The following is a 20,574-nucleotide window of genomic DNA, read 5'->3' as shown; positions in this document are numbered from 1 at the left end:
TCGTGGACCCGACCGCACCGAAGCAGCCGCAGGTGCCATGGCATCAAGGCGTTCTTCACAGCGTTCCTCTCGCACCGAGCGGTGGCCAGAGCAGGCACGGAAGCGCTGGCCACCAGCCCGGAGGTCCGGGCCGTGTGGTCGGGCTTCATGCAGAAGTGGATCGACCAGACGGCGGCCATGATCACCGCCGAGCGCGCGCGCGGTGCCGCACCGGAGACCATCCCCGCGGCAGACCTTGCGACGGCGCTGAACCAGATGAACGAGCGGACGATGACGGCCACCCTGTCTGCTGAAGCGCCAGCCGTCGCCGAGGACCACCTCGTCGACACCCTCGCTCACATCTGGGTCACCAGCATCTACGGAGACTGCCCTTAGACGTCACCGGTTGGCGCGAACATATGTTCGTGCGGACCGAGGCGTCGATCCTTTACGCGGACCTCGACTCGTTCTGCGCGTTCGTCGAACAGCGCGATGATCCCACCCTGCGCGGCCGGCCGGCGATCGTCGGCGGCGGCGCCGAGCAGCTGATGCTGCCGTTTACCGGGCCGCGACGCCAGGCCGCGACCGTCGACGCGGCAGTCGACCGGGTCCGTCGCCGGTACGGGAAATCGGCGCTCACTCGCGGCGTGCTGGTCGGCCGCGACCCAGGCCTGGAGATGTCGCACCTACCCGACTAGCTCGCGGCCGTCCACTCCAGCAGTTTGTCGACCGGCCATGTGTTGACGATCCGATCGGCCGGCACGCCGGCATCCAATGCGCGCTGAGCGCCGTAGCCGAGAAAGTCGAGCTGGCCCGGCGCGTGCGCGTCGGTGTCGATGCTGAAATCACACCCGACCTTCAACGCGAGGTTCAGCAGCCGGGTTGGCGGGTCACGACGTTCGGGCCGCGAGTTGATCTCGACGGCGGTGCCGTGATCGCGGCAGGCGGTGAACACCGCTTCGGCGTCGAACTTCGACTCCGGCCGGATGCCGCGGTTGCCGGCGACCAGCCGGCCCGTGCAGTGACCGAGGACGTCGGCGTGGACGTTGCTGACGGCGCGCACCATCCGGCGGGTCATCGACGTCGCTTCCATCGACAGCTTCGAATGCACGCTGGCCACAACGATGTCGAGGCGATCCAACAGCTCGGGCTCTTGGTCCAGGCTGCCGTCGTCGTGGATGTCCACCTCGATGCCGGTGAGGATTCGCATCGGCGCGAACCGATCGCGCATCTCCTCGATCACGTCCAGTTGCTTACGCAGCCGCTCCGGCGAGAGCCCGTTGGCGACGGTCAGCCGCGGCGAGTGGTCGGTCAGCGCGCAATACTCGTGGCCAAGCGCGGCCGCGGTAGCCATCATCTCCTCGATCGGCGCCGAGCCGTCCGACCAGTTCGAATGCAGATGCAAGTCGCCGCGCAACGCCGCCCGGATGTCGCCGCCGCCGAGATCCGATGCGGCAGCACGTAATTCGGCCAGGGTGTCGGGTTCGCGCCCGGACCACGCCTGGTCAATCACCTTCGCGGTCTTGGGCCCGATGCCCGGCAACGACTGCCAGCTGTTGGCCTGGCCGTGGCGCTCGCGCTCCGCGTCGTCCAGGCTCTCGACGATGTCGGCGGCGTTGCGGTAGGCCATCACCCGCCGGGGGTCCTCGCGGGCTCGGTCCTTGTAGTAGGCGATCTGTCGCAGCGCGATCACCGGGTCCATGGCTCCAGTGTGCCTGGCCGGCTGACCAAAGGGCCGTGGCGAGATCGACGTTTTGCACGCCGCCACTCGCACTTTCCCGGCAAAACGTCAATCTGGGCGCCGGGGAACGCCGCTACACGACGAGTTGGCCGGCGATGAACCCGGTGAGCAGCACCGCAAAGCCGCCGATTTCACCGACAATCAACACGATCATCTGCACTCGCAGTGCGCGGTCGGGGCTTTCGAATTGGTTGACGGTGTCGCGGCGCATGCCGTGGCTGATATAGCTCGCGATGGCGGCGGCGAACAAGAACACCACCACCATGGCTGCGCTCAGATTCACCCACGCCGGCCACGCGCTCAATTCAGCGAAGGCCGCGAGCAGCAGAGTCGCAAACGAGTACAGCAACGCCGCCCGGTGCGCGATGTCGACGTAGGGGTGTGCGCGGTGATCCGCCGCAGCCATGATCTGCCGGTACTTCCAGACCCCGAGCACCAACGCGAGCAGAAATACCAGCCCGGCCGCCAGCAAGGTGATTCGAGTGTCGATGCCCAATTGCCCATTCATTGCCAGGCCGAGTCTAGTTCGGTGCCAGTTCCCCGTCGAGCCGCTAGCCCGGCCTTCGCCCCAGCCCGACGAGGCATGCCGTTGGTCACTGTTGGTTTGGGGGCTGCGGTCGGCGGGTGAAGACCGTGACCGGCGGACCGGCCCGGTGGATGAACCGTCATAACGGTTGGTTGGCCGACTGGCCGTCTCATCTCCGTCCGGAGCTCATCATGACCGTAACGCGATCTGTCGCCGATGCCTTGTCCGAGCATGTGGCCTTTGAGGTCGAATGCATCGACCGCATGTTCTGCAACGTCTACGTGCCGGGTTTGCAGTACGCGCCCGGCCTGGTGGCCTGTGCGCATCGGCAGCTGGGGTTGCCGATCGCCTCGACCGCGCCGCTGGCCCGTATCGCCGAGGCGTTCGATAAGGCGGTGCACCGCGGCAAACAGCTCATCGACAAACCCGGCCGGACTCGCCGCTACCACGTCCCGCCGGCGGCCGCGCGAACCATCGCCGCCCTGCTCACCCTCCGCGATCGAAACACCGCTAGCCGCTTGAGGTTTCGGCGCATCCTGCGCCATCCCGCATCACCAACGAATTGTCGAAAGTTGACCCTCAAGCGGCTAGCGAAGCTAGTGTCGGTGTAATGCGATTCGCGTTCAAAACGTCACCGCAAGACACCACTTGGGCACAGATGCTCGCCGTCTGGACCGAAGCCGACGGCATCGACGTCTTCGAGTCCGGGTGGACCTTCGACCACTTCTACCCGATCTTCAGCGACAGCGCCGGGCCCTGCCTGGAGGGCTGGACCACGTTGACCGCGCTGGCGCAGGCCACCAAGCGACTACGGCTGGGTACCCTGGTCACCGGCGTCCACTACCGGCACCCGGCCGTGCTGGCCAACATGGCTGCCGCCCTTGACGTCATCTCCAACGGACGACTGGAGCTGGGCATCGGTGCGGGATGGAACGAGGAGGAATCCGGCGCATACGGTATTGAGCTGGGCAGCATCAAGGAACGCTTCGACCGGTTCGAAGAGGCCTGTGAGGTGCTGACCAGCCTGCTCAGCCGGCCGACCACCAACTTCGACGGCAGCTACTACCAGCTCAAGGACGCCCGCAACGAGCCCAAGGGCCCGCAGCGCCCGCACCCGCCGATCTGCATCGGCGGCAGTGGCGAGAAGCGCACACTGCGCATCACCGCTCGCTACGCGCAGCACTGGAACTTCGTCAGCGGCACACCCGAGCAATTCGCCCACAAGCGCGACGTGCTGTATGGCCACTGCGCCGATATCGGCCGTGATCCCAAGGAGATCAGGCTCTCCGCCCACCTTCGGTTGGACCCAGACCGCAACTACACCAAGGTCATCGAGGACGCGGCCGGCCTGGTCGCCGAGGGCCTGGATCTGGGCATCGTGTACATCTCGCCGCCGCACGACCCGGCCGTGTTGGAACCGCTTGCTGAGGCGGTCCGGGATTCCGGGCTGGTCAGCTAGCCCGGAATCGAGAATTCCGAGGTTTCGATCCCGAGAACCGCAGATAAAAAATTGATTACCATCAGCAAACGCTGACGATTGGTCTTGAGACCACGGCGTTAAGACCTACACGCCGAAACGCAACAGCTCCTCAGCAGTCACCAGGCGCTCATGCTTGGCGGGAAATTCTCGGCTCTTAACTGGATGACGAAACAATGACCAGGCGATTCTCCCCACTCGTGACCGGGTCACCGGATTGATATGCACGGTGCTCACTCCTGCGATAGGTCCACATGCCGAGCACCACGCCGCTCGGCCGGCACCTGGCATCCTATACGAGCAATTAGACACCCTACTTCTGGCAAACAGTGTAAGACGCGCCGAGCGCTTTATCAAATGTTGCTGGCATGACAGTAGTGACTAACGTTGCGGAGCGGCCGTCGGCGTGATCGGCGCTGGCAGAGCCGTCCGGCCCATCAGGAACCGGTCTACACCTGCCGCGGCCGCACGGCCCTCGGCAATTGCCCAGACGATCAAGGATTGTCCTCTACCCATGTCGCCCGCGACGAAGACGCCGGGTACCGATGTCTCGAAGTTGTTACGGCGTGCGACGTTACCGCGATCGGTGAACTCAACGCCCAAGTCGGAAAGAAGGCCGGCCCGCTCAGGTCCAATAAAGCCCATCGCCAACAACACCAGATCGGCTTCGATTTCGGAATCGGTGCCCTCGATCTTGACGAACTTCCCCTCCTGCATCGTCACCTCGTGCACTTTCAGCGCGGTGACATGCCCGTCCCGGCCGACGAATTCCTCGGTGTTGACCGAGAACATCCGCTGGCCGCCCTCTTCGTGCGCCGCGGACACCCGAAACATCAGCTCGTAGGTCGGCCACGGGGTGGACGGCGCGCGGGTGTCCGGGGGACGCGGCATGATTTCGAACTGGTGCACGCGGGCCGCACCCTGACGGTGTGCGGTCCCCAAGCAGTCGGCGCCGGTGTCACCGCCGCCGATGATGATGACCTTCTTGCCTTTTGCGGTGATCGGGGGCTCGCCGTCGGGGCCGAGCACGTCGTCGCCTTCCTGCACCCGGTTCGACCACGGCAGGTATTCCATCGCCTGGTGGATACCGTCGAGCTCACGCCCGGGGATCCGCAGATCGCGCCAGGCCGTCGCGCCGCCGGCCAGAACCACCGCGTCGAACTCGGCGCGCAACTGCTCGGCGGTGATGTCGACACCGACGTTGACGCCGGGGCGAAATTCGGCGCCTTCGGCCCGCATATGCTCCAATCGGCGGTTCAGGTGGCGTTTTTCCATCTTGAACTCGGGAATGCCGTAGCGCAGCAGCCCGCCGATGCGGTCGGCGCGCTCGAACACCGTCACCTGGTGTCCGGCCCGGGTCAGTTGCTGCGCAGCGGCGAGACCGGCGGGGCCTGAGCCCACCACCGCCACGGTCTTGCCGGTGAGCTGATCCGGCGGCAGCGGTACCACCCAGCCTTCGTCGAAGGCGTTGTCGATGATCTCCAGCTCGATCTGCTTGATGGTCACCGGATCCTGGTTGATCCCGAGCACGCAGGCTGATTCGCACGGCGCCGGGCAGAGCCGGCCGGTGAAGTCCGGGAAGTTGTTGGTTGCGTGCAGGCGTTCGATCGCGTCGCGCCAACGGCCGGTGCGGGTCAGGTCGTTCCACTCCGGTATCAGGTTGCCCAGTGGACAACCGTTGTGGCAGAACGGAATTCCACAGTCCATACACCGAGCGGCCTGGTGCTGCAACGCCTCGTGCGGGAAGTCTTCGTAGACCTCGTTCCAGTCGCGCAGCCGCAGTGGCACTGGTCGGCGTTTCGGCGTTTCGCGATGGGTGTGGCGCAAAAAGCCCTTCGGGTCAGCCACTGGCAGCCGCCATGATCGCCGCATCGGGGTCGATACCCCTGCGCTCGGCCTCGCCGATCACCTCCAGTACCCGCTTGTAGTCGCGGGGCATCACCTTGGCAAAGCACCGTTGCTCGGCGGCCCAGTCGGCCAAGATGCGCTGTCCGATCGCGGAGTCGGTGGCGTCGACGTGCGCCTGAATCATGCCGTGCACCCAGGCCAAATCGTCATCGTCGAGCGCCTCCAGTTCCACCATCTCCGAGTTGAGGTTGTCCGGCAATGCGCCGTCGGGGTCATAGACATACGCGACGCCGCCGGACATGCCCGCCGCGAAATTGCGGCCGATGCGACCCAAAATGACCACCTTGCCGCCGGTCATGTATTCGCAGCCGTGATCGCCGACCCCTTCGACCACCGCGTGGGCACCGGAATTGCGTACGGCGAATCGCTCGCCGACCACACCGCGCAGAAACGCCTGTCCGCTGGTGGCGCCGAACAGGATGACGTTGCCGCCGATGATGTTGTCCTCGGCGACGTAGTCGGCCGGCGCGTTGTCGGACGGCCGCACCACGATCCGGCCGCCGGACAATCCTTTGCCTACGTAGTCGTTGGCGTCGCCATACACCCGCAGCGTGATGCCCGAGGGTACGAACGCACCAAAGCTGTTGCCAGCCGAACCCTCGAAGGTGATGTCGATGGTGCCGTCCGGCAATCCTTGGCCGCCGTAGGCTTTGGTCACCTCGTGGCCGAGCATGGTGCCAACAGTCCGGTTGACGTTAGCAATCGTGGTGGAAAACCGCACGGGCTTGCCAGAATCCAGCGCCTCGCGGCTCATCACGATCAACTGTTGGTCCAGCGCCTTGTCCAGCCCATGGTCCTGGCTGGAACTGCAGTACAAGTCCTGGTTCATGAACGCCGATTCCGGCTCGTGCAGCACCGGCGACAAGTCGAGTTTGTGCGCCTTCCAGTGCGCGCGGGCCAGTGTGGTGTCCAGCGAACCGACTTGGCCCACAGCCTCGTTGAGGGTGCGGAAGCCGAGTTGCGCCATGTATTCGCGGACCTCTTCTGCGACGAACAAGAAGAAGTTCTCCACGAACTCGGGCTTGCCGTTGAACCGCTCCCGCAGCACTGGGTTCTGGGTGGCCACTCCGACGGGGCAGGTATCCAGGTGGCATACCCGCATCATGATGCAGCCGGACACCACCAGCGGAGCGGTGGCGAAGCCGAACTCCTCGGCGCCGAGCAGCGCCGCGATCATCACGTCGCGGCCGGTCTTGAGCTGACCGTCGACCTGCACAACGATGCGGTCCCGTAACCCGTTGAGCAACAACGTCTGCTGAGTTTCGGCCAGCCCCAGCTCCCACGGCGCGCCGGCGTGTTTCATCGACGTCAACGGCGTCGCGCCGGTACCGCCGTCATGCCCGGAGATCAACACGACGTCGGCGTGCGCCTTGGAGACACCGGTGGCCACCGTGCCGACACCGTTCTCGGAAACCAGCTTGACATGGATACGCGCCGACGGGTTGGCGTTCTTCAGGTCGTGGATCAGCTGAGCCAAATCCTCGATCGAGTAGATGTCGTGGTGCGGGGGTGGTGAGATCAACCCGACGCCCGGGGTCGAGTGCCGCACCTCGGCGATCCACGGATACACCTTGCCGCCCGGAAGTTGGCCGCCCTCACCGGGTTTGGCACCTTGCGCCATCTTGATCTGGATGTCAGAGCAGTTGGTCAGGTAGTGCGAGGTGACGCCGAACCGCGCCGAGGCGACCTGCTTGACGGCGCTGCGGCGCCAATCACCGTTCGGGTCGCGGTCGAACCGGCTGACGTGCTCACCACCCTCGCCGCAGTTGGACCGGCCACCGAGCCGGTTCATCGCAATGGCCAGCGTCTCGTGCGCCTCGGCGGAGATCGAGCCGTAGCTCATCGCGCCGGTGGCAAAGCGTTTGACGATCTCGCTGGCCGGCTCCACCTCGTCGAGAGGAACCGGCGGGCGGACTCCCTCGCGGAACTTCAACAGGCCGCGCAGCGACGCCATCCGCTCGCTCTGGTCGTCGACCAGCCGGCTGTAATCCTTGAAAATCTTGTACTGGCCGGTGCGGGTGGAGTGCTGCAGCTTGAAGACGGTGTCCGGGTTGAACAGGTGGTATTCGCCTTCCCGGCGCCACTGGTATTCGCCGCCCACCTCGAGTTCCCGGTGCGCGCGTTCGTCCGGCCGATCCAAAAACGCCAGCTCATGGCGGGCCGCGACGTCGGCGGCGATGTCGGCCAGACCGATTCCCCCAGTGGGACAGGTCAATCCGGTGAAGTACTCCTCGAGGACATCCCCGGAAACACCGACGGCCTGGAACAGCTGGGCGCCGGTGTAGGAGGCCAACGTCGAAATGCCCATCTTGGACATCACCTTCAGCACACCTTTGCCGGCGGCCTTGACGTAGTTCTGCAGCGCGGTTTCGCGGTCGAGACCCTCTAGCACGCCACGGTCCAGCATGACCTCGATCGACTCGAACGCCATGTACGGGTTGATCGCCGCCGCGCCGAACCCCACCAGCGCTGCCATGTGGTGCACCTCGCGGGCGTCGCCCGACTCGACCACCAGTCCGACTTTGGTGCGGCTGCGCTCGCGCACCAGGTGGTGGTGCACGGCGGATACCGCTAGCAGCGACGGGATGGGGGCCATCTTCTCGTCGGACTCCCTATCGGACAGGATGATCAGCCGCGCGCCGTCCGCGATCGCCGCCGACGTCTGCGCGCGCACCTCGTCCAGCGCCGCCTTCAGCCCGGCGCCGTTTTCGGCGACCGGGTACAGGCAGCGAATCACCTTGGACCGCAAACCGTGCCAACGCCCGTTGACCTCGACCTCCGGGTCGAGGTTGATCAGCTTGGCCAGTTCGTGATTACGCAGAATCGGTTGCGGCAAGGCGATTTGGCGACAGGAGTCCTCGCCTGGGTTGAGCAGGTCGCCCTCCGGGCCGACGGTGCCCTGCAGGCTGGTCACCACCTCTTCGCGGATGGCGTCCAGTGGCGGGTTGGTCACCTGCGCGAACAACTGCTGAAAGTAGTCGAACAGCATCCGCGGTCGCTGGGACAGCACCGCAACCGGCGTATCGGTCCCCATCGAGCCGATCGGTTCGGCGCCGGTGCGGGCCATCGGCGCCACCAACAGGTTGAGCTCTTCGTAGGTGTAACCGAAAACCAGCTGCCGCAAGAGAACCCGATGAGGTGGCATCCGGACGTAGTCGCCCTGGGGCAGCTCGGCCAGCGGAATCAGGCCGTTGTCCAGCCACTGCTGATAGGGATGTTCGGCGGCCAGTTCGGCCTTGATCTCCTCGTCGGCGACGATGCGGCCCTGTGCGGTGTCGACCAGGAACATCCGGCCGGGCTGCAGCCGCATCCGGCGCACCACCGTCGACGGGTCGAGGTCAAGCACGCCGGCCTCGGAGGCCATCACCACCAGGCCGTCGGCGGTGACCCAGATCCGCGACGGGCGTAGGCCATTGCGGTCCAGCACGGCGCCCACCAGGGTGCCGTCGGTGAACGTCATCGACGCCGGGCCGTCCCACGGCTCCATCAGCGAGGCGTGATATTGGTAGAAGGCCCGCCGCGCCGGATCCATCGACTCGTTGCGCTCCCACGCCTCGGGGATCATCATCAGCACCGCGTGCGCGATGCTGCGGCCGCCCAGGTGTAGCAGTTCGAGCGCTTCGTCGAAGCGGGCGGTGTCTGAGGCGCCCGGGGTGCAGATCGGGAACAGTTTGACCGGGTTTTCGGCGGCGCCGTGAGACCCAAAGACGTCGGTCTTTATCAACGCCTCGCGGGCGCGCATCCAGTTCTCGTTACCGGTGACGGTGTTGATCTCACCGTTGTGGGCGATCCGGCGGAACGGGTGCGCCAGCGGCCAGGACGGGAAGGTGTTGGTCGAGAAGCGGGAGTGCACGATCCCCAGCGCACTGGTCAGCCGGTCGTCTTGCAGATCGAGGTAGAAGGCCTTGAGCTGCGGGGTGGTCAGCATTCCCTTGTAGACGAATGTCTGCCCGGAAAGGCTTGGGAAATAAACGGTTTCGCGACCGGGACCGTCCTGCCCAGGGCCCTTGGTGCCGAGTTCGTGCTCGGCACGCTTGCGGACGACGTAGGCGCGGCGCTCTAATTCCATGCCGCCGGCACCGGCGATGAACAGCTGGCGGAAGGTCGGCATCGCGTCGCGGGACAACGCGCCCAGCGACGAGTCGTCGGTCGGCACGTCGCGCCAGCCGAGCGTGCGCAGGCCCTCGGCTTCGACGATCTTCTCTACCCCAGCACAGGCCGTCGCCGCTTCTTTCGACGACTGCGGCAAAAACGCGATACCGGTGGCGTAGTTGCCGGCTTCGGGCAGCTCAAAGTCAACAACCGAACGCAGAAAGTGATCGGGAACTCCAATCAGGATGCCGGCGCCGTCTCCGCTGTGCGGTTCGGCGCCTTGTGCGCCGCGATGCTCGAGGTTGAGCAGCGCGGTGATCGCCTTGTCCACGATGTCGCGGCTGCGGCGACCGTGCATGTCGACGACCATAGCCACCCCGCACGAGTCGTGCTCGAATGCGGGGTTGTAGAGCCCTGTAGAGCCCGAGCGGTTGGGCACCATTCCCACCTGACCCTTCACCAAAAACTTTCTGCCGCGGAATTCATGAGTCGTCCCCGCTGGCGCCGTGCCCGGAAAGCTTGCGGGCTAGGCGCCGTCGGTCTTGTCGATACGCTGGTCGCCTGGTGGCGGGTTATCCGGTTTGGGGATGCATCCGTGCAGCGCTGGACGGTGGCCCATACCGGAGTTTTCGACAAGTCGTAAAACGATACGACAAAACCCGCCTGACATGCCAACTTGATCAATACTAACCGCCAGCCCGGGGTGCTGCTTGATTGCGGCGGCTCCGGCCGGCGCCTTTGCCGGCTGCCGGCCTGCGCAAGGTGCTGAGGCAATTTGCTGCGACAAAAACCGAACGACCCGCAGATCACTGAACTGCTCACCGCAGGGCCGACGCGCCCGGTGATCCAGCTCACCATAAGATCCAGCTCACCATAAGACGTGGCAGCGGCGCTTGGCGAGCCGATTCGGCCTCAGTTGCCGGCCGTTTGGCCCGCCGGGGCGGGTTGATGGCTACTTTGCGTAAGAAGTCTCCGGGATTTTCTCGCGCCGCATCAATGCCGTTTGCGTCGAGAATGCACTCAGGGCGCTGAGCGTGCGCCGAGCGCCTCGATTTCACGACTTCCGCGCCCTGACCGCAGGATGCTGGATGCGTCCGTCGGCAGCCGTCGACCTACGATGCCTAAGAATGCCCGCGAATGCCTACCGAATGCACTGCCGGGCGCAGCCAACGGACCGATGAACGAACCTGAGACTTTCTCCGCGACCGGCTGGGCCGGTTAGAATCTGCGGCCCCCGCCGGTCCGCCAGCGCGACCGCCGCACCCGCAGGCCGACCGCCCGCGATCCGCGCCGCCCCAGCGGCCCGCCGCGCCGCGGCCTCCCACCGCACCTCACCAACCGTCGTGGGGCGATATCGACCTTTCGCCGCATACGCCGAAACCGCGGCCACCCATTCCCAGATACGGCTGGCGGCGCATCGTGTGCAAGGCCACTTTCGGCCTGGTCAACCCCGGACCGTCGCCCGTGGAAAAACTGGAAGCCGACTACGAGGCCACCATCGGCGCCGTGCTTCGCGGCAACTACAAGGTGGGTGTGCTCGGCAAGGGCGGTGTCGGCAAAACCACCATCGCGGCCAGCGTCGGGTCGATGTTCGCGGAGCTGCGCCGCCAGGACCGCGTGGTCGCGGTCGACGCCGACACCGCGTTCGGCCGGCTCGGTAGCAGGATCGACCCGCAAACCAGAGGCTCGCACTGGGAACTCGCCGCCGACCGCAATCTTGCGTCGTTCTCCGACGTGAGCAGTCACGTCGGCAGCAATTCGGCGGGTCTGTACGTGCTTGCCGGGGAGCCGACGGCCGATCCGCGCCGCGTGCTGGATCCCGCCCTGTACCGCGAAGCCGCGTCGCGGCTCGACCGTCACTTCACGATCGCGATCGTCGACTGCGGTTCCACCATGGACGCGCCGGTCACGCAGGAGGCGCTGAGTGACCTGGACGCGCTGATCGTGGCGTCGTCGCCGTGGGCAGATGGCGCCGCGGCAGCGGCGCAGACCATGTAATGGCTCGCAGCACATGGCCGTACCGGCCTGCTGCAGCGCGCGGTGGTGGTGCTCAACGATTCCGACGGGCACTCCGACAAACGCACCCGTTCAGTGCCAGCGCATCAGTTCATCGACCGCGGGCAGACGGTGGTGGAGGTGCCGTTTGACCCGCACCTGCGGCCCGGCGGCGTCATCGACGTCAGGCACGAGATGGCTCGCACGACACGGCGCAAATTCCTGCAAATCGCGGCCGCGGTCGCCGGGTTCTTCGCGTCGCGGCCGGCCGGCACGCTGAAAACCGTTAGCCTGCAGCTCGTGCCCACGCGGAGACGCACTCGTTTTCCGCGAGAGGGACGGGGCCGTCGATCGCCGCTGAAGACGCGGTACCGACCACCGGATGTGAAACGCCTGCAATGGGAATCATGTCGCCGGCGGACAACAGCAACCCGGGCGACGCTGACACCGGCACCGTCGGCGGAGGCGGGCGCGGCTTGGTTGGGCTCGGCGCAGCCGTCGGCGAAGGCTGCAGGGTGTCGTCTGACCGTGGAGATCTCCCGATCATCGACAATGCGGTCACCGTCCCTGCCGCAAGCAGCACAACGCCGGACAACGTCGCGATCACCCACCACCAACGCCGCGGGTGCGGTCTGGCGAGCGCAGTCGACTCTCGTGACGAATTGGCGCGGGCCGACGCGTGAAAGTCTCGCGGCGCCATCGTCGTTCGCCGCTTGCTCACGTGCCACCACCACGAACGCGTATCCGTATCCGAGCCGAGGCCGAGATATGGACTGACCTCTGAGCGGGCGATCGGTTGTCGAGACGCAGTTTTTGCCTGCACGACACGGTGCTGGTGGGCGTAGTCGAGCGCCTTGGCGACCTCACCAATGATTCGCAGGGCCCGTTGCGGCGTCATCGTTCCTGCCCTCAGAGCGTCGTCGGCATCGGTGCCATCGACGAACTGCATCGCGATCCACAACTGACCGTTATCGGTCTCTTCCCGGTTGTAGATCGACACGACGTTCGGGTTGATCCAGAGTCGACGCGACATCAGCCTCGCGCATGAAACGGGCTCTGAACTCCTGGTCGCGCGAGAGTTCAGCCGATAGCACCTTCAGTGCGTCACGGCGCGGTAGTTCGGGATTTTGCGCCAGATAGACGGTGCCCATACCGCCAGAACCCAGCACCCGCTCGATCTGATAAGCCTTCGACCACCGAACCGGCACTTAACATGCGCCCTCAAACCTGAATCGGCACATGCTTTTCCGCGCAAGCATCGACGACGGCCGAGACGATGTCCTGGGTTCGCAAGGTCTCCAGGTCTTCGACGGTCACCGAGCCTTTGTCGGTGCGGTGTTGGGCGGCCACCCGAGAATCGCGCAGCCGCTCGGCCCGCTCGACGACGTTGCGGGCGAACCGGCCGTTCTGCATCACGTCGATCCCGTGGCTGCCGTTGGGCGCCAGATAGGCCCGCAGCGTCTTACATGCCATGTTCAGCGCTTCGCGCGCCGCCGGCTCGATCACGGTTGCGCGGGGGTCACCGTAGCGAACGGCGATCTGCACCAGCTCGTCGGGCGAGTACGACTCAAAGCGCAACTTCCGATTGAACCGGCCCGCCAAACCGGGGTTGACGGTGAGGAATTCGTCGACTTCCTTCTCATAACCCGCACCGATGAAACAGAAGTCGAACCGATGCACCTCCAGGGCGACCAGCAGCTGGTTGACCGCCTCCATGCCGATCATGTCCGGGCGGCCGTCGTGGTGACGCTCCACCAGTGAATAGAACTCGTCCATGAACAACACACGGCCCAGCGACCGGGCGATCAGCTCGTTGGTCTTGGGGCCGGACGCCCCGATGTGCTCCCCGCAGAAGTCGGCCCGCTTGACTTCGATGATCTCGGGATGCCGCACGATGCCCAGCCCGGCGTAGATCTTTCCCAACGCCTCGGCGGTGGTGGTCTTCCCGGTGCCCGGCGGGCCGACCAGCAGCATGTGGTTGGTCTGATTGTTCACCGGCAGCCCGGCCGCCAGCCGCAGCGCCCGGACCTCGATTTGATCCTCGATTTCGGCGACCGCACGTTTGACTTCGCTCAACCCGACTTGGTTGTTGAGCAGGGCACGTCCTTCGGCCAGCAGCTCTTCTCGCCGCCCTTCGTTCTGCTCTTCGCGGCGCTGCTGTTCGGAGCGCTGGGTGCTGACGTCCCATTTATCGGCACGGGTATTGATGGTTTCCTCGTCGATGACCACCAGCTGCAGGTGCGGGTCGCCCAGCGCGTCCTTGGCCGGTTCAATCAGCGCCCCGTTGATCGTCGCCCTCGACAACCAGACTTGGGCCTTGTCCTCTTCACCCAGTTGGCGGTGAGCCATGCCTCGCACGTAGGCGAGATCTGCTGCGATCAGGGGGAATTCGTTCGGATCGATCGCTGTCACCACGGTGTCCGTCAGCTGGTGACGGCGCGCCTCCACCGCGCCGGCGTGGCCGGGCCGCAAATCGACCCGGTCTGCCCAGTCCAGTGCAACCCGCGCCTGTCCGAGATGCGCGGCCGCGTGCGCGGCCAGTGCGTCGGTGGCCGCGGTAACCGCCGACATGATGATCGCCTGCGGCGGCAATACGCTTGCCGCCACCGAAATCACGTCCGGCCAGCGCTGGGTGGCAAACATCAGGTAAGCCCGCACATACTGCTGCCACTGATGGTTCTCCCAACTATCCAGCAGTGCTGAATCTTTCAGCATCGCTTCGGCCTTCTCATACTGGCCGTCGTCAACGAGTGCACTGGCCAGCGCCAACCCCGCATGCGACGACTCGGTCACCGAGATCGACAGATACGGCCCGGCCTTGATCGACGCCGAGAGCCGGACACCGAGCCGATTACTCTCCCGGTGCAGTCGCGCGCCGTAGGCGTAGAGCTGCTGCAATGTCGACAGCGCCTCGTCTCCGGCGGCGATTCGCCCCAGCCACGCGTCGGCCATCGACGGATCGATTTCGGTGGCCTCACGAAACCGCGCTTGGGCGGCCGGCTGGTCGGCGTCGAACAACGCCATCGCCTGATCGAATCGCTTGCGCGCGGCGGCCGTTGTGCTGCTGCTAGTCATTTGCGCCGCTCCTCCTCATCGCTGCGCTCTGCATCGTCGCGGCACGTGGTCATGGTTTAGTCCACCGATTCGAGCTCGGTTGTCCTGCGGGTCGGTTCCGAGGATACGTAGCGATTCTCGGCCCGGAACAACTCGACCTCAACCGTATGCAGTTGACCGGCGGCCGTCACATCCACGGTCGCCGGGCCGATCTGCGTGATGAGCACATCGGCCGCCCCGCGATACGGCGTTCCGGGCTCTCCGATCGAGATCAGGGTGTTCGGTCGCGGTGCCGGAGTGACCGTGCCGTCGACCACGCTGACCGTGGTTCCGGCTATCGGCCTGACCTGATTGCCCACGGCGACGTCGGGCATTCGCACGCTGGCCCACCGCTGCTGGTCGCGGGTATGCACGGTGATCCGCTCCCCGGCGCCGGCCAACCGGACCACGATTCGTTTGGCCAATGCGTCTTGTGCGGCGATATGCACCCGGCTGAACTCCCCTGGGTCGTCGAGCGGCAGCATCAGCCTGTTACCGGCATCGACCTTGCCCAGCAACACACCCGAGGGCCCGATCGGAATGATCAACGGTTCGGCCAGGACGCCGCGACGGATACTGTGCAGCGTGGGCATGGGTCCGCACAGATTAGCCGCGATCGCGTGTGCTTGCTCTCCCGGCAAGGTCTTCAGCATGACGCTCGGCGGAGCTGTCGGCGGCTGTGCGGCGCGCACGGTGACCGTGGCCGTCATGCTCGCGTCGCTGAACACCGTGATGTTCTGCATAATCCCGTCGGCCCGCAGTGCCCACGCATGTTCCAAGTTCTCCGCGGTGATGTCGCTGGGACGGTACCAATAGGTTGTCAGCCAACCGCCCTCGCCCCGCGCCGTGCGCCACCGCTGGTGCTGCGCGTTCAGCGCCGAGGAACCCAGCCGCCGCTCCAACTCAACGATGTCCGTGGCCGTCGCGACCTTGGCGCGAAGTCCCTGCTGCCGCAGCGCCGCGCTGATCCGTTGCGCCGCAGCCAATGTCGCCGTGCCGACCGACGTACGCCATTGCAGCGCTTCGGCATTGGGCAACGCGGCGATTCGCGCAATCAGCCATGTCTCCCGCTGGCCGGCGTAGGGCGGAGTGCCGATCAATGTGTCATAGACCCGCGGGTAGTCGCCGGTGCTACGCCGCCGTGCTCCGGCGCTGATAACGCTGAGCGACTCGACGGCCAACCCCAGGCTCTGATGCAGCAGCGGCAACAGGTCGGCGACGTCGACCGTGTTTTCGGTGTACGTCGCCGTCGACCCGGTGAACAGGGTCGGCCGATGTGCCTTGCCGAGCAGCTGGACTGCCGCCACCGCGACGCCATCCTGATATCGGACGCCACCTCCGGCGCGGTCGTTGGCGACGGTGATGGGTTCACTCAACGTGATCGCTCGACGGCGCCGGCGCCACAGCATCAGCCATGACCACAGCGGCTGCCCTCGCCAGGGGATCACGCCGGCCACGACACCGAGCGCCAAACCCACCGCGGCGCCGGGATATCCGGCTAACGCCCAGCCAATAAGGCCGGTCGCGAGGACGCCGACGATGATCGCCAGCCTTACCCCGGCCGTCATCGCTCTCGCCGAGCCCGCGCGACGAGCGATGCGACTACCACGGCGGCGACCACCAAACCGGCGAACACCAGCGCCACAGTGCGGGCACGGTGATCCGGTGGCGGCGGTGGGGCGGCCGGCATGATCAGTCGACTCTGGGCGCCGGGCGCGAGGCGGTCGCCGGGTGGCACGTTGAATGTCAGCGCTGCGACCGGGTCCACCACTCCATACCCGACCTGGTTGTCCACCCCGCGCGGCGGGTTATGCGCAGTCTGCAGAATCCGGTTGATCACCTGATGGGCGGACAGCGCCGGATACTTCGCTCGCACCAACGCGGCCACCCCGCTCACATAGGCCGCCGAAAAGCTTGTCCCCCAGAACGGAATGTTCTTCTCGCCCGGCCGGGTCGGCGGATACGCGTTCACCGGTCCACCGGTCTGCGGGGAGAGTCCCATAATTCCGACGCCGGGAGCCGCGGCCGCCACCCACGGTCCCGCGAGGCTCTTCTTGATCGGAGCTCCGGTGTTATCGACCGCACCTACCGACAACACGTAATCGCAGAACCAGGACGGTGACGACACCGTCTTGACTTGATGCCAGTCGCGCGGATCGGAGGTGTTCAACGGATCGAAGGCAGGATTTTGGGCGCACTCGTCTTCACCCTCGTTACCGGCTGCCGCGACCACTACCGCATCCTTCACGGTCGCGGCGTACCACGCTGCGGCTCCAATCGCGCTCTGGTTCAACGGATCATCCGCCGATACGCATGCGGTGACGCTGACGTTGATCACTTTGGCGCCCATGTCGGCCGCATGCACGATCGCGCTGGCCAGCGTGGCAACAGTGCCGGCCTTTTTGCGCGCCTCCATGTCACCGCCACCGGGCCGCTCCGGCTCGAAGGCCCGCGAGGACTGGCGGATAGAGATGATCGTTGCGTGCGGCGCGACCCCACCGACCCCGTCCGGCGCTCCGGGCGGCGGCGGCGGCACCTCGGGGTCGTCCGGCACGCTGGCAACCGGGTCTCCGGGGCCATTCGACGGTTCGTCGGGCGGCGGCGGTGGCGGCGGTGGCGGCGGAGGGGCCGGTTTGGTCTCGGTGATCGTCACCGGGGACGGCGGTGGCGGCGGTGCGGGCGGGGCCGGTGGCGCACCGGGTGGTGGCGGCGCCGCGTCGGTGGCCGGTGGGCCCGCGGGGGGCGGGAACGCCGGCGCGGCGGGCATCGGGGGCGGCATCGGAGCGCCCTGGGGCGCCGCGGCGATCACCGACGCCACGGTGGTGCCGTGCGCATCGCAATCCATCAAGCCGTCGCCGCCCATGATGTAGTCGCCGCCGGGAACCACCGGTAGCCGGGGGCTGGGGTTGACGCCGGTGTCGATCACCGCGACCGGAACTCCGTTACCGGTCGAGTACTGCCAGGCCTTGGCGATGTTGAGCATCGCGAAACCCGGTGCCATGACTGCCACATTCGGATCGGCGACGGTGATGGTCCGCGCGCAGATATTGCTTTGCCGCATCGGTTGATCCGGGCCCGGCTTGCCGTCCGCGGGTACCCGGCCCGGGTCGATGGTCGGGCGCGGAATGGCTTGCGCCGCGGGGAGACTGGACGATAGCCCGATCAACAGTCCGACCAGCGTAAGGGCAGAGGTCCGCCGCGCCGCCGAAACACATACGCTCCGCCAGCTCATCGCATCCGCACCCAGGTGAACAAGCCGCCGATCCAGGCGGCCAGCGGCAGTGCGGCGATGATCGCGACGATCTCCAGCCACTCGGCGATCATTCGCACCAGCGGGGTGAATCTGGTGATCGGCACCAGGAACGCCGCCAGCAGGCCGGCCGCGCCGAAGGCACCCAATATCACCGCGCCCCACAGCAGCGAATCCGCCGATGCGGCAGGCTGATATACGACGTATTTGATGACGCCGGCGCATACCGCAGCGACCGCGCCGCACACCAGCGCGATCGCCTGTCGCTTGTCGGCGAATGCCCGTCCGCGGCTGATGAAAATCAGCACGAACAACCAGGCCAGCACCACCGCCGCCGCGCTGCGGCTACGCCCCGGCATCACGTCGGCCCACACCGCGGCGGGCAACATCAGTCCGGCGGCCACGCAGATACCGGTCAGCACATTGTTCGCCCGTACTGCGGCGGCGGCGATTTGGGCGCCGCGCGGAGTGGTGTCCGGGCTGACCTCCTCGTCGGCGGCTTCGTCCACCGGCGACACCGCGTCGGCCGGTAATCCGGCGCCGCGATGAAAAAGGTCGCGCCCGGTGACCGACCCGAAGTACGGTGGCCGGATGCGCGCCGACCACAGCGCAATCGTTGGCGCCAGCGTCAGCAGAAACAGCAGGCCCACCAGCGTGAGCATGCCCATCCACTGGGCGGGAATCGGCCGCCACATCCGGCCGGCGGCAACCAAACCTCCCGCCGCGCACAGGGTCACGATCGTCGCCGCAATGTTGATATGACGCCGCGTCACAACGGCTATGCCGCAGGTCATCATCCCGAAAGCGAGGGCGGCGATGAACAGGTGCGCCGCGCCGAGGCGGCCGGGGGCGCCCGCACCGAAGCTCACCGCCAGCAGCGGCGCGCAAAGCCACGCGAACCCGTCGAGCAGGTCACCGCGCCGCGGCCACCACCGCGCCACCACCGCCGCGCCGCCGGCGGCAAGCATACCGGCCACGCCGGTCACCAGGCTCGGGACCGTCGAGTCGTCGGTCATCCGGGCGCGAAGCGCCAATCCGAGCAGCACCGCGGAGATCATGGCCAGGATCGCCAGCGCGGTGTGCGCCGCGGTGAGCGCCGTGACGGGTTCGAACAACCTTTTGCCGGCCCGAGCCAGTCCAGTGGACAAGGACTCGTATTGCGGCTCGAACGAGTCGCCGTCAACGACGGGCCCCAGCACCAGGGTGGCGCCGTCCTCGACGCCGAGTTCGTCGAGAGTTTTAGTGACGTCCAGCCGCACTCCGTTGGCCTTGTGCAGCTCGTAGCCGACTCCGGATTCGAGGCCGGGCAAACCCCGGCGTTTGAGTTCATCGTTGAGCAGCTCGACGACGTTGTCGACGAATACCTCCACAGGCACCGACGCCGGGTACACCTGAGAGACGAGGTGTTCGCCACATACCACCGCAACTGCGCAACGCGCCGGAAATGCGACCTTCGGCATTAACGTGGCCTATCGGCGTCCGGAACGTATTTGTCCGCCAAAGCCGCGGTAATTTCGAATAACCGCAGCCGTGTTTTCTTCTGCAATTCATGCTGCGTATCGATGATTCCGCCCTTAGCCAAATGCGGGTCGAAGGGCATGAATTCGACTGTCGCTCCTGATTGTCCGAAACGCTCGGTAAGGTAGGCTCGCGCATCCGCATCGTATTTATTGCGGCTGTCGTTGAGAATCACCATGCTGCGCGACACCAATTCGTGATAGCCCATCGACCGCAATAAGTCGATCGCCCGTGTCACCGGAAGCGAAGTATCGGCGGTAAGCCCCGACACGAAGACGAGCGTGTCGCAGGCGTCGAACACCGCCTTCATCACCGGGTGTTCAAGGTCGTCGGACGTGTCCACCACGATCACGTTGTGGGTGCGGCGCAGCCGCGACAGCACCCCGGCGAACATCGACGGCACCAGCGGCCGCGGTTGGTCAGACGCCCGGTTGCCTGCCAGCACGTCCAGCCCTAAGCTGTTCTGCCCCAGGTGTTCCCGGATGTCGGCATAGCCCTGCACATCGGTGTCGTTCAGGACGGCGGCATAATCTCCGGGCGGGGCCTCGTCGATCCGGCCGGCCAGGGTGCCGAACCCGGGTGCCGCATCGATGGCGACCACGTTCTCCGGTCGGCACTCGCGGAATACCGCGCCTACGCACGCCGTCATCGTGGTTTTACCAACGCCGCCCTTTCCGGAAACCACTCCGATGACATACTGCTTGCGGATGTGGCGGCGTATTCGCCCCTGCAATTCGCGGTAATGGCGTTCAGCCGGCGATTCGCCGAGATTTATAGTTCGAAAAGAGGCATTGTGTAAGAATTTGCGCCACCCGGAGCCGGGCGGGATTTTGCGCGGCGCGACCATGTCGGAGATGCGCAATGTCCCCGAGACGGAGTCTGGGTGCTGCGGACGCGAAACCCCACCTTGTTTCGACGGAGGCCTGCCCTGCTCCGCCGAATTCGAGGGCGTGCTCCACGGATTTGTCACGATGCCGATGCTAACATGCACGCCA

At 66.0% G+C, this 20,574-nt stretch carries 11 protein-coding genes and 5 pseudogenes; 6 read left to right on the top strand and 10 right to left on the bottom strand.

Annotated features, from left to right (window positions below):
• Positions 1 to 36: 36 nt before the first annotated feature.
• The 3 pseudogenes from M5I08_RS00335 to M5I08_RS00330 form a co-directional block, all read left to right on the top strand.
• Positions 37 to 375 (top strand): annotated as a pseudogene (locus tag M5I08_RS00335) (TetR/AcrR family transcriptional regulator); the annotation flags it as partial.
• A gap of 23 nt (positions 376 to 398) precedes the next feature.
• Positions 399 to 515, top strand: a pseudogene (locus tag M5I08_RS27215) (Y-family DNA polymerase); the annotation flags it as partial.
• Positions 513 to 677: pseudogene (locus M5I08_RS00330) on the top strand (DNA polymerase IV); the annotation flags it as partial. The pseudogenes M5I08_RS27215 and M5I08_RS00330, both read left to right, overlap by 3 nt.
• On the opposite strand, the gene M5I08_RS00325 reads toward M5I08_RS00330, so the two are convergent.
• Entirely contained in the window at positions 674 to 1,681 is a 1,008-nt protein-coding gene (locus M5I08_RS00325) for a PHP domain-containing protein (RefSeq protein WP_219066567.1), read from the bottom strand. The pseudogene M5I08_RS00330 and the gene M5I08_RS00325 overlap by 4 nt on opposite strands.
• 112 nt (positions 1,682 to 1,793) lie before the next feature.
• The gene (locus tag M5I08_RS00320; RefSeq protein ID WP_219066568.1) at positions 1,794 to 2,228 is read right to left on the bottom strand and encodes a hypothetical protein; all 435 of its coding nucleotides are present in this window, start codon (positions 2,226 to 2,228) and stop codon (positions 1,794 to 1,796) included.
• A gap of 209 nt (positions 2,229 to 2,437) precedes the next feature.
• Between M5I08_RS00320 and M5I08_RS00315 the strand changes: the two genes are divergently transcribed.
• Both M5I08_RS00315 and M5I08_RS00310 read left to right on the top strand, forming a co-directional pair.
• On the top strand, positions 2,438 to 2,857 hold the full coding sequence (locus tag M5I08_RS00315; protein WP_249763012.1) for a hypothetical protein: 420 nt from the start codon (positions 2,438 to 2,440) through the stop codon (positions 2,855 to 2,857).
• Positions 2,857 to 3,705 (top strand): LLM class F420-dependent oxidoreductase, encoded by an 849-nt coding sequence (locus M5I08_RS00310; RefSeq protein WP_219066569.1) that lies wholly within the window; start codon positions 2,857 to 2,859, stop codon positions 3,703 to 3,705. Before M5I08_RS00315 ends, M5I08_RS00310 begins: the two co-directional genes overlap by 1 nt.
• Positions 3,706 to 4,104: 399 nt before the next feature.
• On the opposite strand, the gene M5I08_RS00305 is transcribed toward M5I08_RS00310, so the two are convergent.
• Both M5I08_RS00305 and gltB read right to left on the bottom strand, forming a co-directional pair.
• The gene (locus M5I08_RS00305) at positions 4,105 to 5,571 is read right to left on the bottom strand and encodes a glutamate synthase subunit beta (RefSeq protein ID WP_219066570.1); all 1,467 of its coding nucleotides are present in this window, start codon (positions 5,569 to 5,571) and stop codon (positions 4,105 to 4,107) included.
• Positions 5,564 to 10,165: a glutamate synthase large subunit gene (gltB, locus tag M5I08_RS00300; protein WP_219066589.1), complete on the bottom strand. Its 4,602-nt coding sequence runs from the start codon at positions 10,163 to 10,165 to the stop codon at positions 5,564 to 5,566. The genes M5I08_RS00305 and gltB overlap by 8 nt, the downstream gene beginning before the upstream one ends.
• Positions 10,166 to 10,932: 767 nt before the next feature.
• Here gltB and M5I08_RS00295 point away from each other — a divergent pair.
• Positions 10,933 to 11,988, top strand: a pseudogene (locus M5I08_RS00295) (MinD/ParA family ATP-binding protein); the annotation flags it as partial.
• A 550-nt stretch (positions 11,989 to 12,538) separates the two neighbouring features.
• Here M5I08_RS00295 and M5I08_RS00290 read toward each other — a convergent pair.
• From M5I08_RS00290 to M5I08_RS00265, 6 genes and pseudogenes are all read right to left on the bottom strand, one after another.
• Positions 12,539 to 12,933, bottom strand: a pseudogene (locus M5I08_RS00290) (protein kinase domain-containing protein); the annotation flags it as partial.
• A gap of 6 nt (positions 12,934 to 12,939) precedes the next feature.
• Positions 12,940 to 14,793 carry a type VII secretion AAA-ATPase EccA gene (gene eccA, locus M5I08_RS00285; RefSeq protein WP_219066571.1) on the bottom strand — a complete coding sequence of 618 codons (1,854 nt, stop codon included), beginning with the start codon at positions 14,791 to 14,793 and terminating at the stop codon, positions 12,940 to 12,942.
• 56 nt (positions 14,794 to 14,849) lie between these two features.
• A complete protein-coding gene (eccE, locus tag M5I08_RS00280; protein WP_219066572.1) occupies positions 14,850 to 16,379 on the bottom strand; it encodes a type VII secretion protein EccE in 1,530 nt (509 codons plus the stop codon).
• Positions 16,376 to 18,043, bottom strand: coding sequence for a type VII secretion-associated serine protease mycosin (gene mycP / locus M5I08_RS00275; protein WP_219066573.1), 1,668 nt, complete (start codon positions 18,041 to 18,043; stop codon positions 16,376 to 16,378). Before mycP ends, eccE begins: the two co-directional genes overlap by 4 nt.
• Positions 18,040 to 19,521 (bottom strand): type VII secretion integral membrane protein EccD, encoded by a 1,482-nt coding sequence (gene eccD / locus M5I08_RS00270; RefSeq protein ID WP_219066574.1) that lies wholly within the window; start codon positions 19,519 to 19,521, stop codon positions 18,040 to 18,042. The genes mycP and eccD overlap by 4 nt, the downstream gene beginning before the upstream one ends.
• Positions 19,521 to 20,549 (bottom strand): MinD/ParA family ATP-binding protein, encoded by a 1,029-nt coding sequence (locus tag M5I08_RS00265; RefSeq protein ID WP_370328546.1) that lies wholly within the window; start codon positions 20,547 to 20,549, stop codon positions 19,521 to 19,523. The genes eccD and M5I08_RS00265 overlap by 1 nt, the downstream gene beginning before the upstream one ends.
• Positions 20,550 to 20,574: the final 25 nt, after the last annotated feature.

It is taken from the genome of Candidatus Mycobacterium methanotrophicum (assembly GCF_023515995.1).
In the GTDB taxonomy this organism is placed as follows: Bacteria; Actinomycetota; Actinomycetes; order Mycobacteriales; family Mycobacteriaceae; genus Mycobacterium; species Mycobacterium methanotrophicum.
This window is presented reverse-complemented; position numbering and strand designations above follow the sequence as displayed.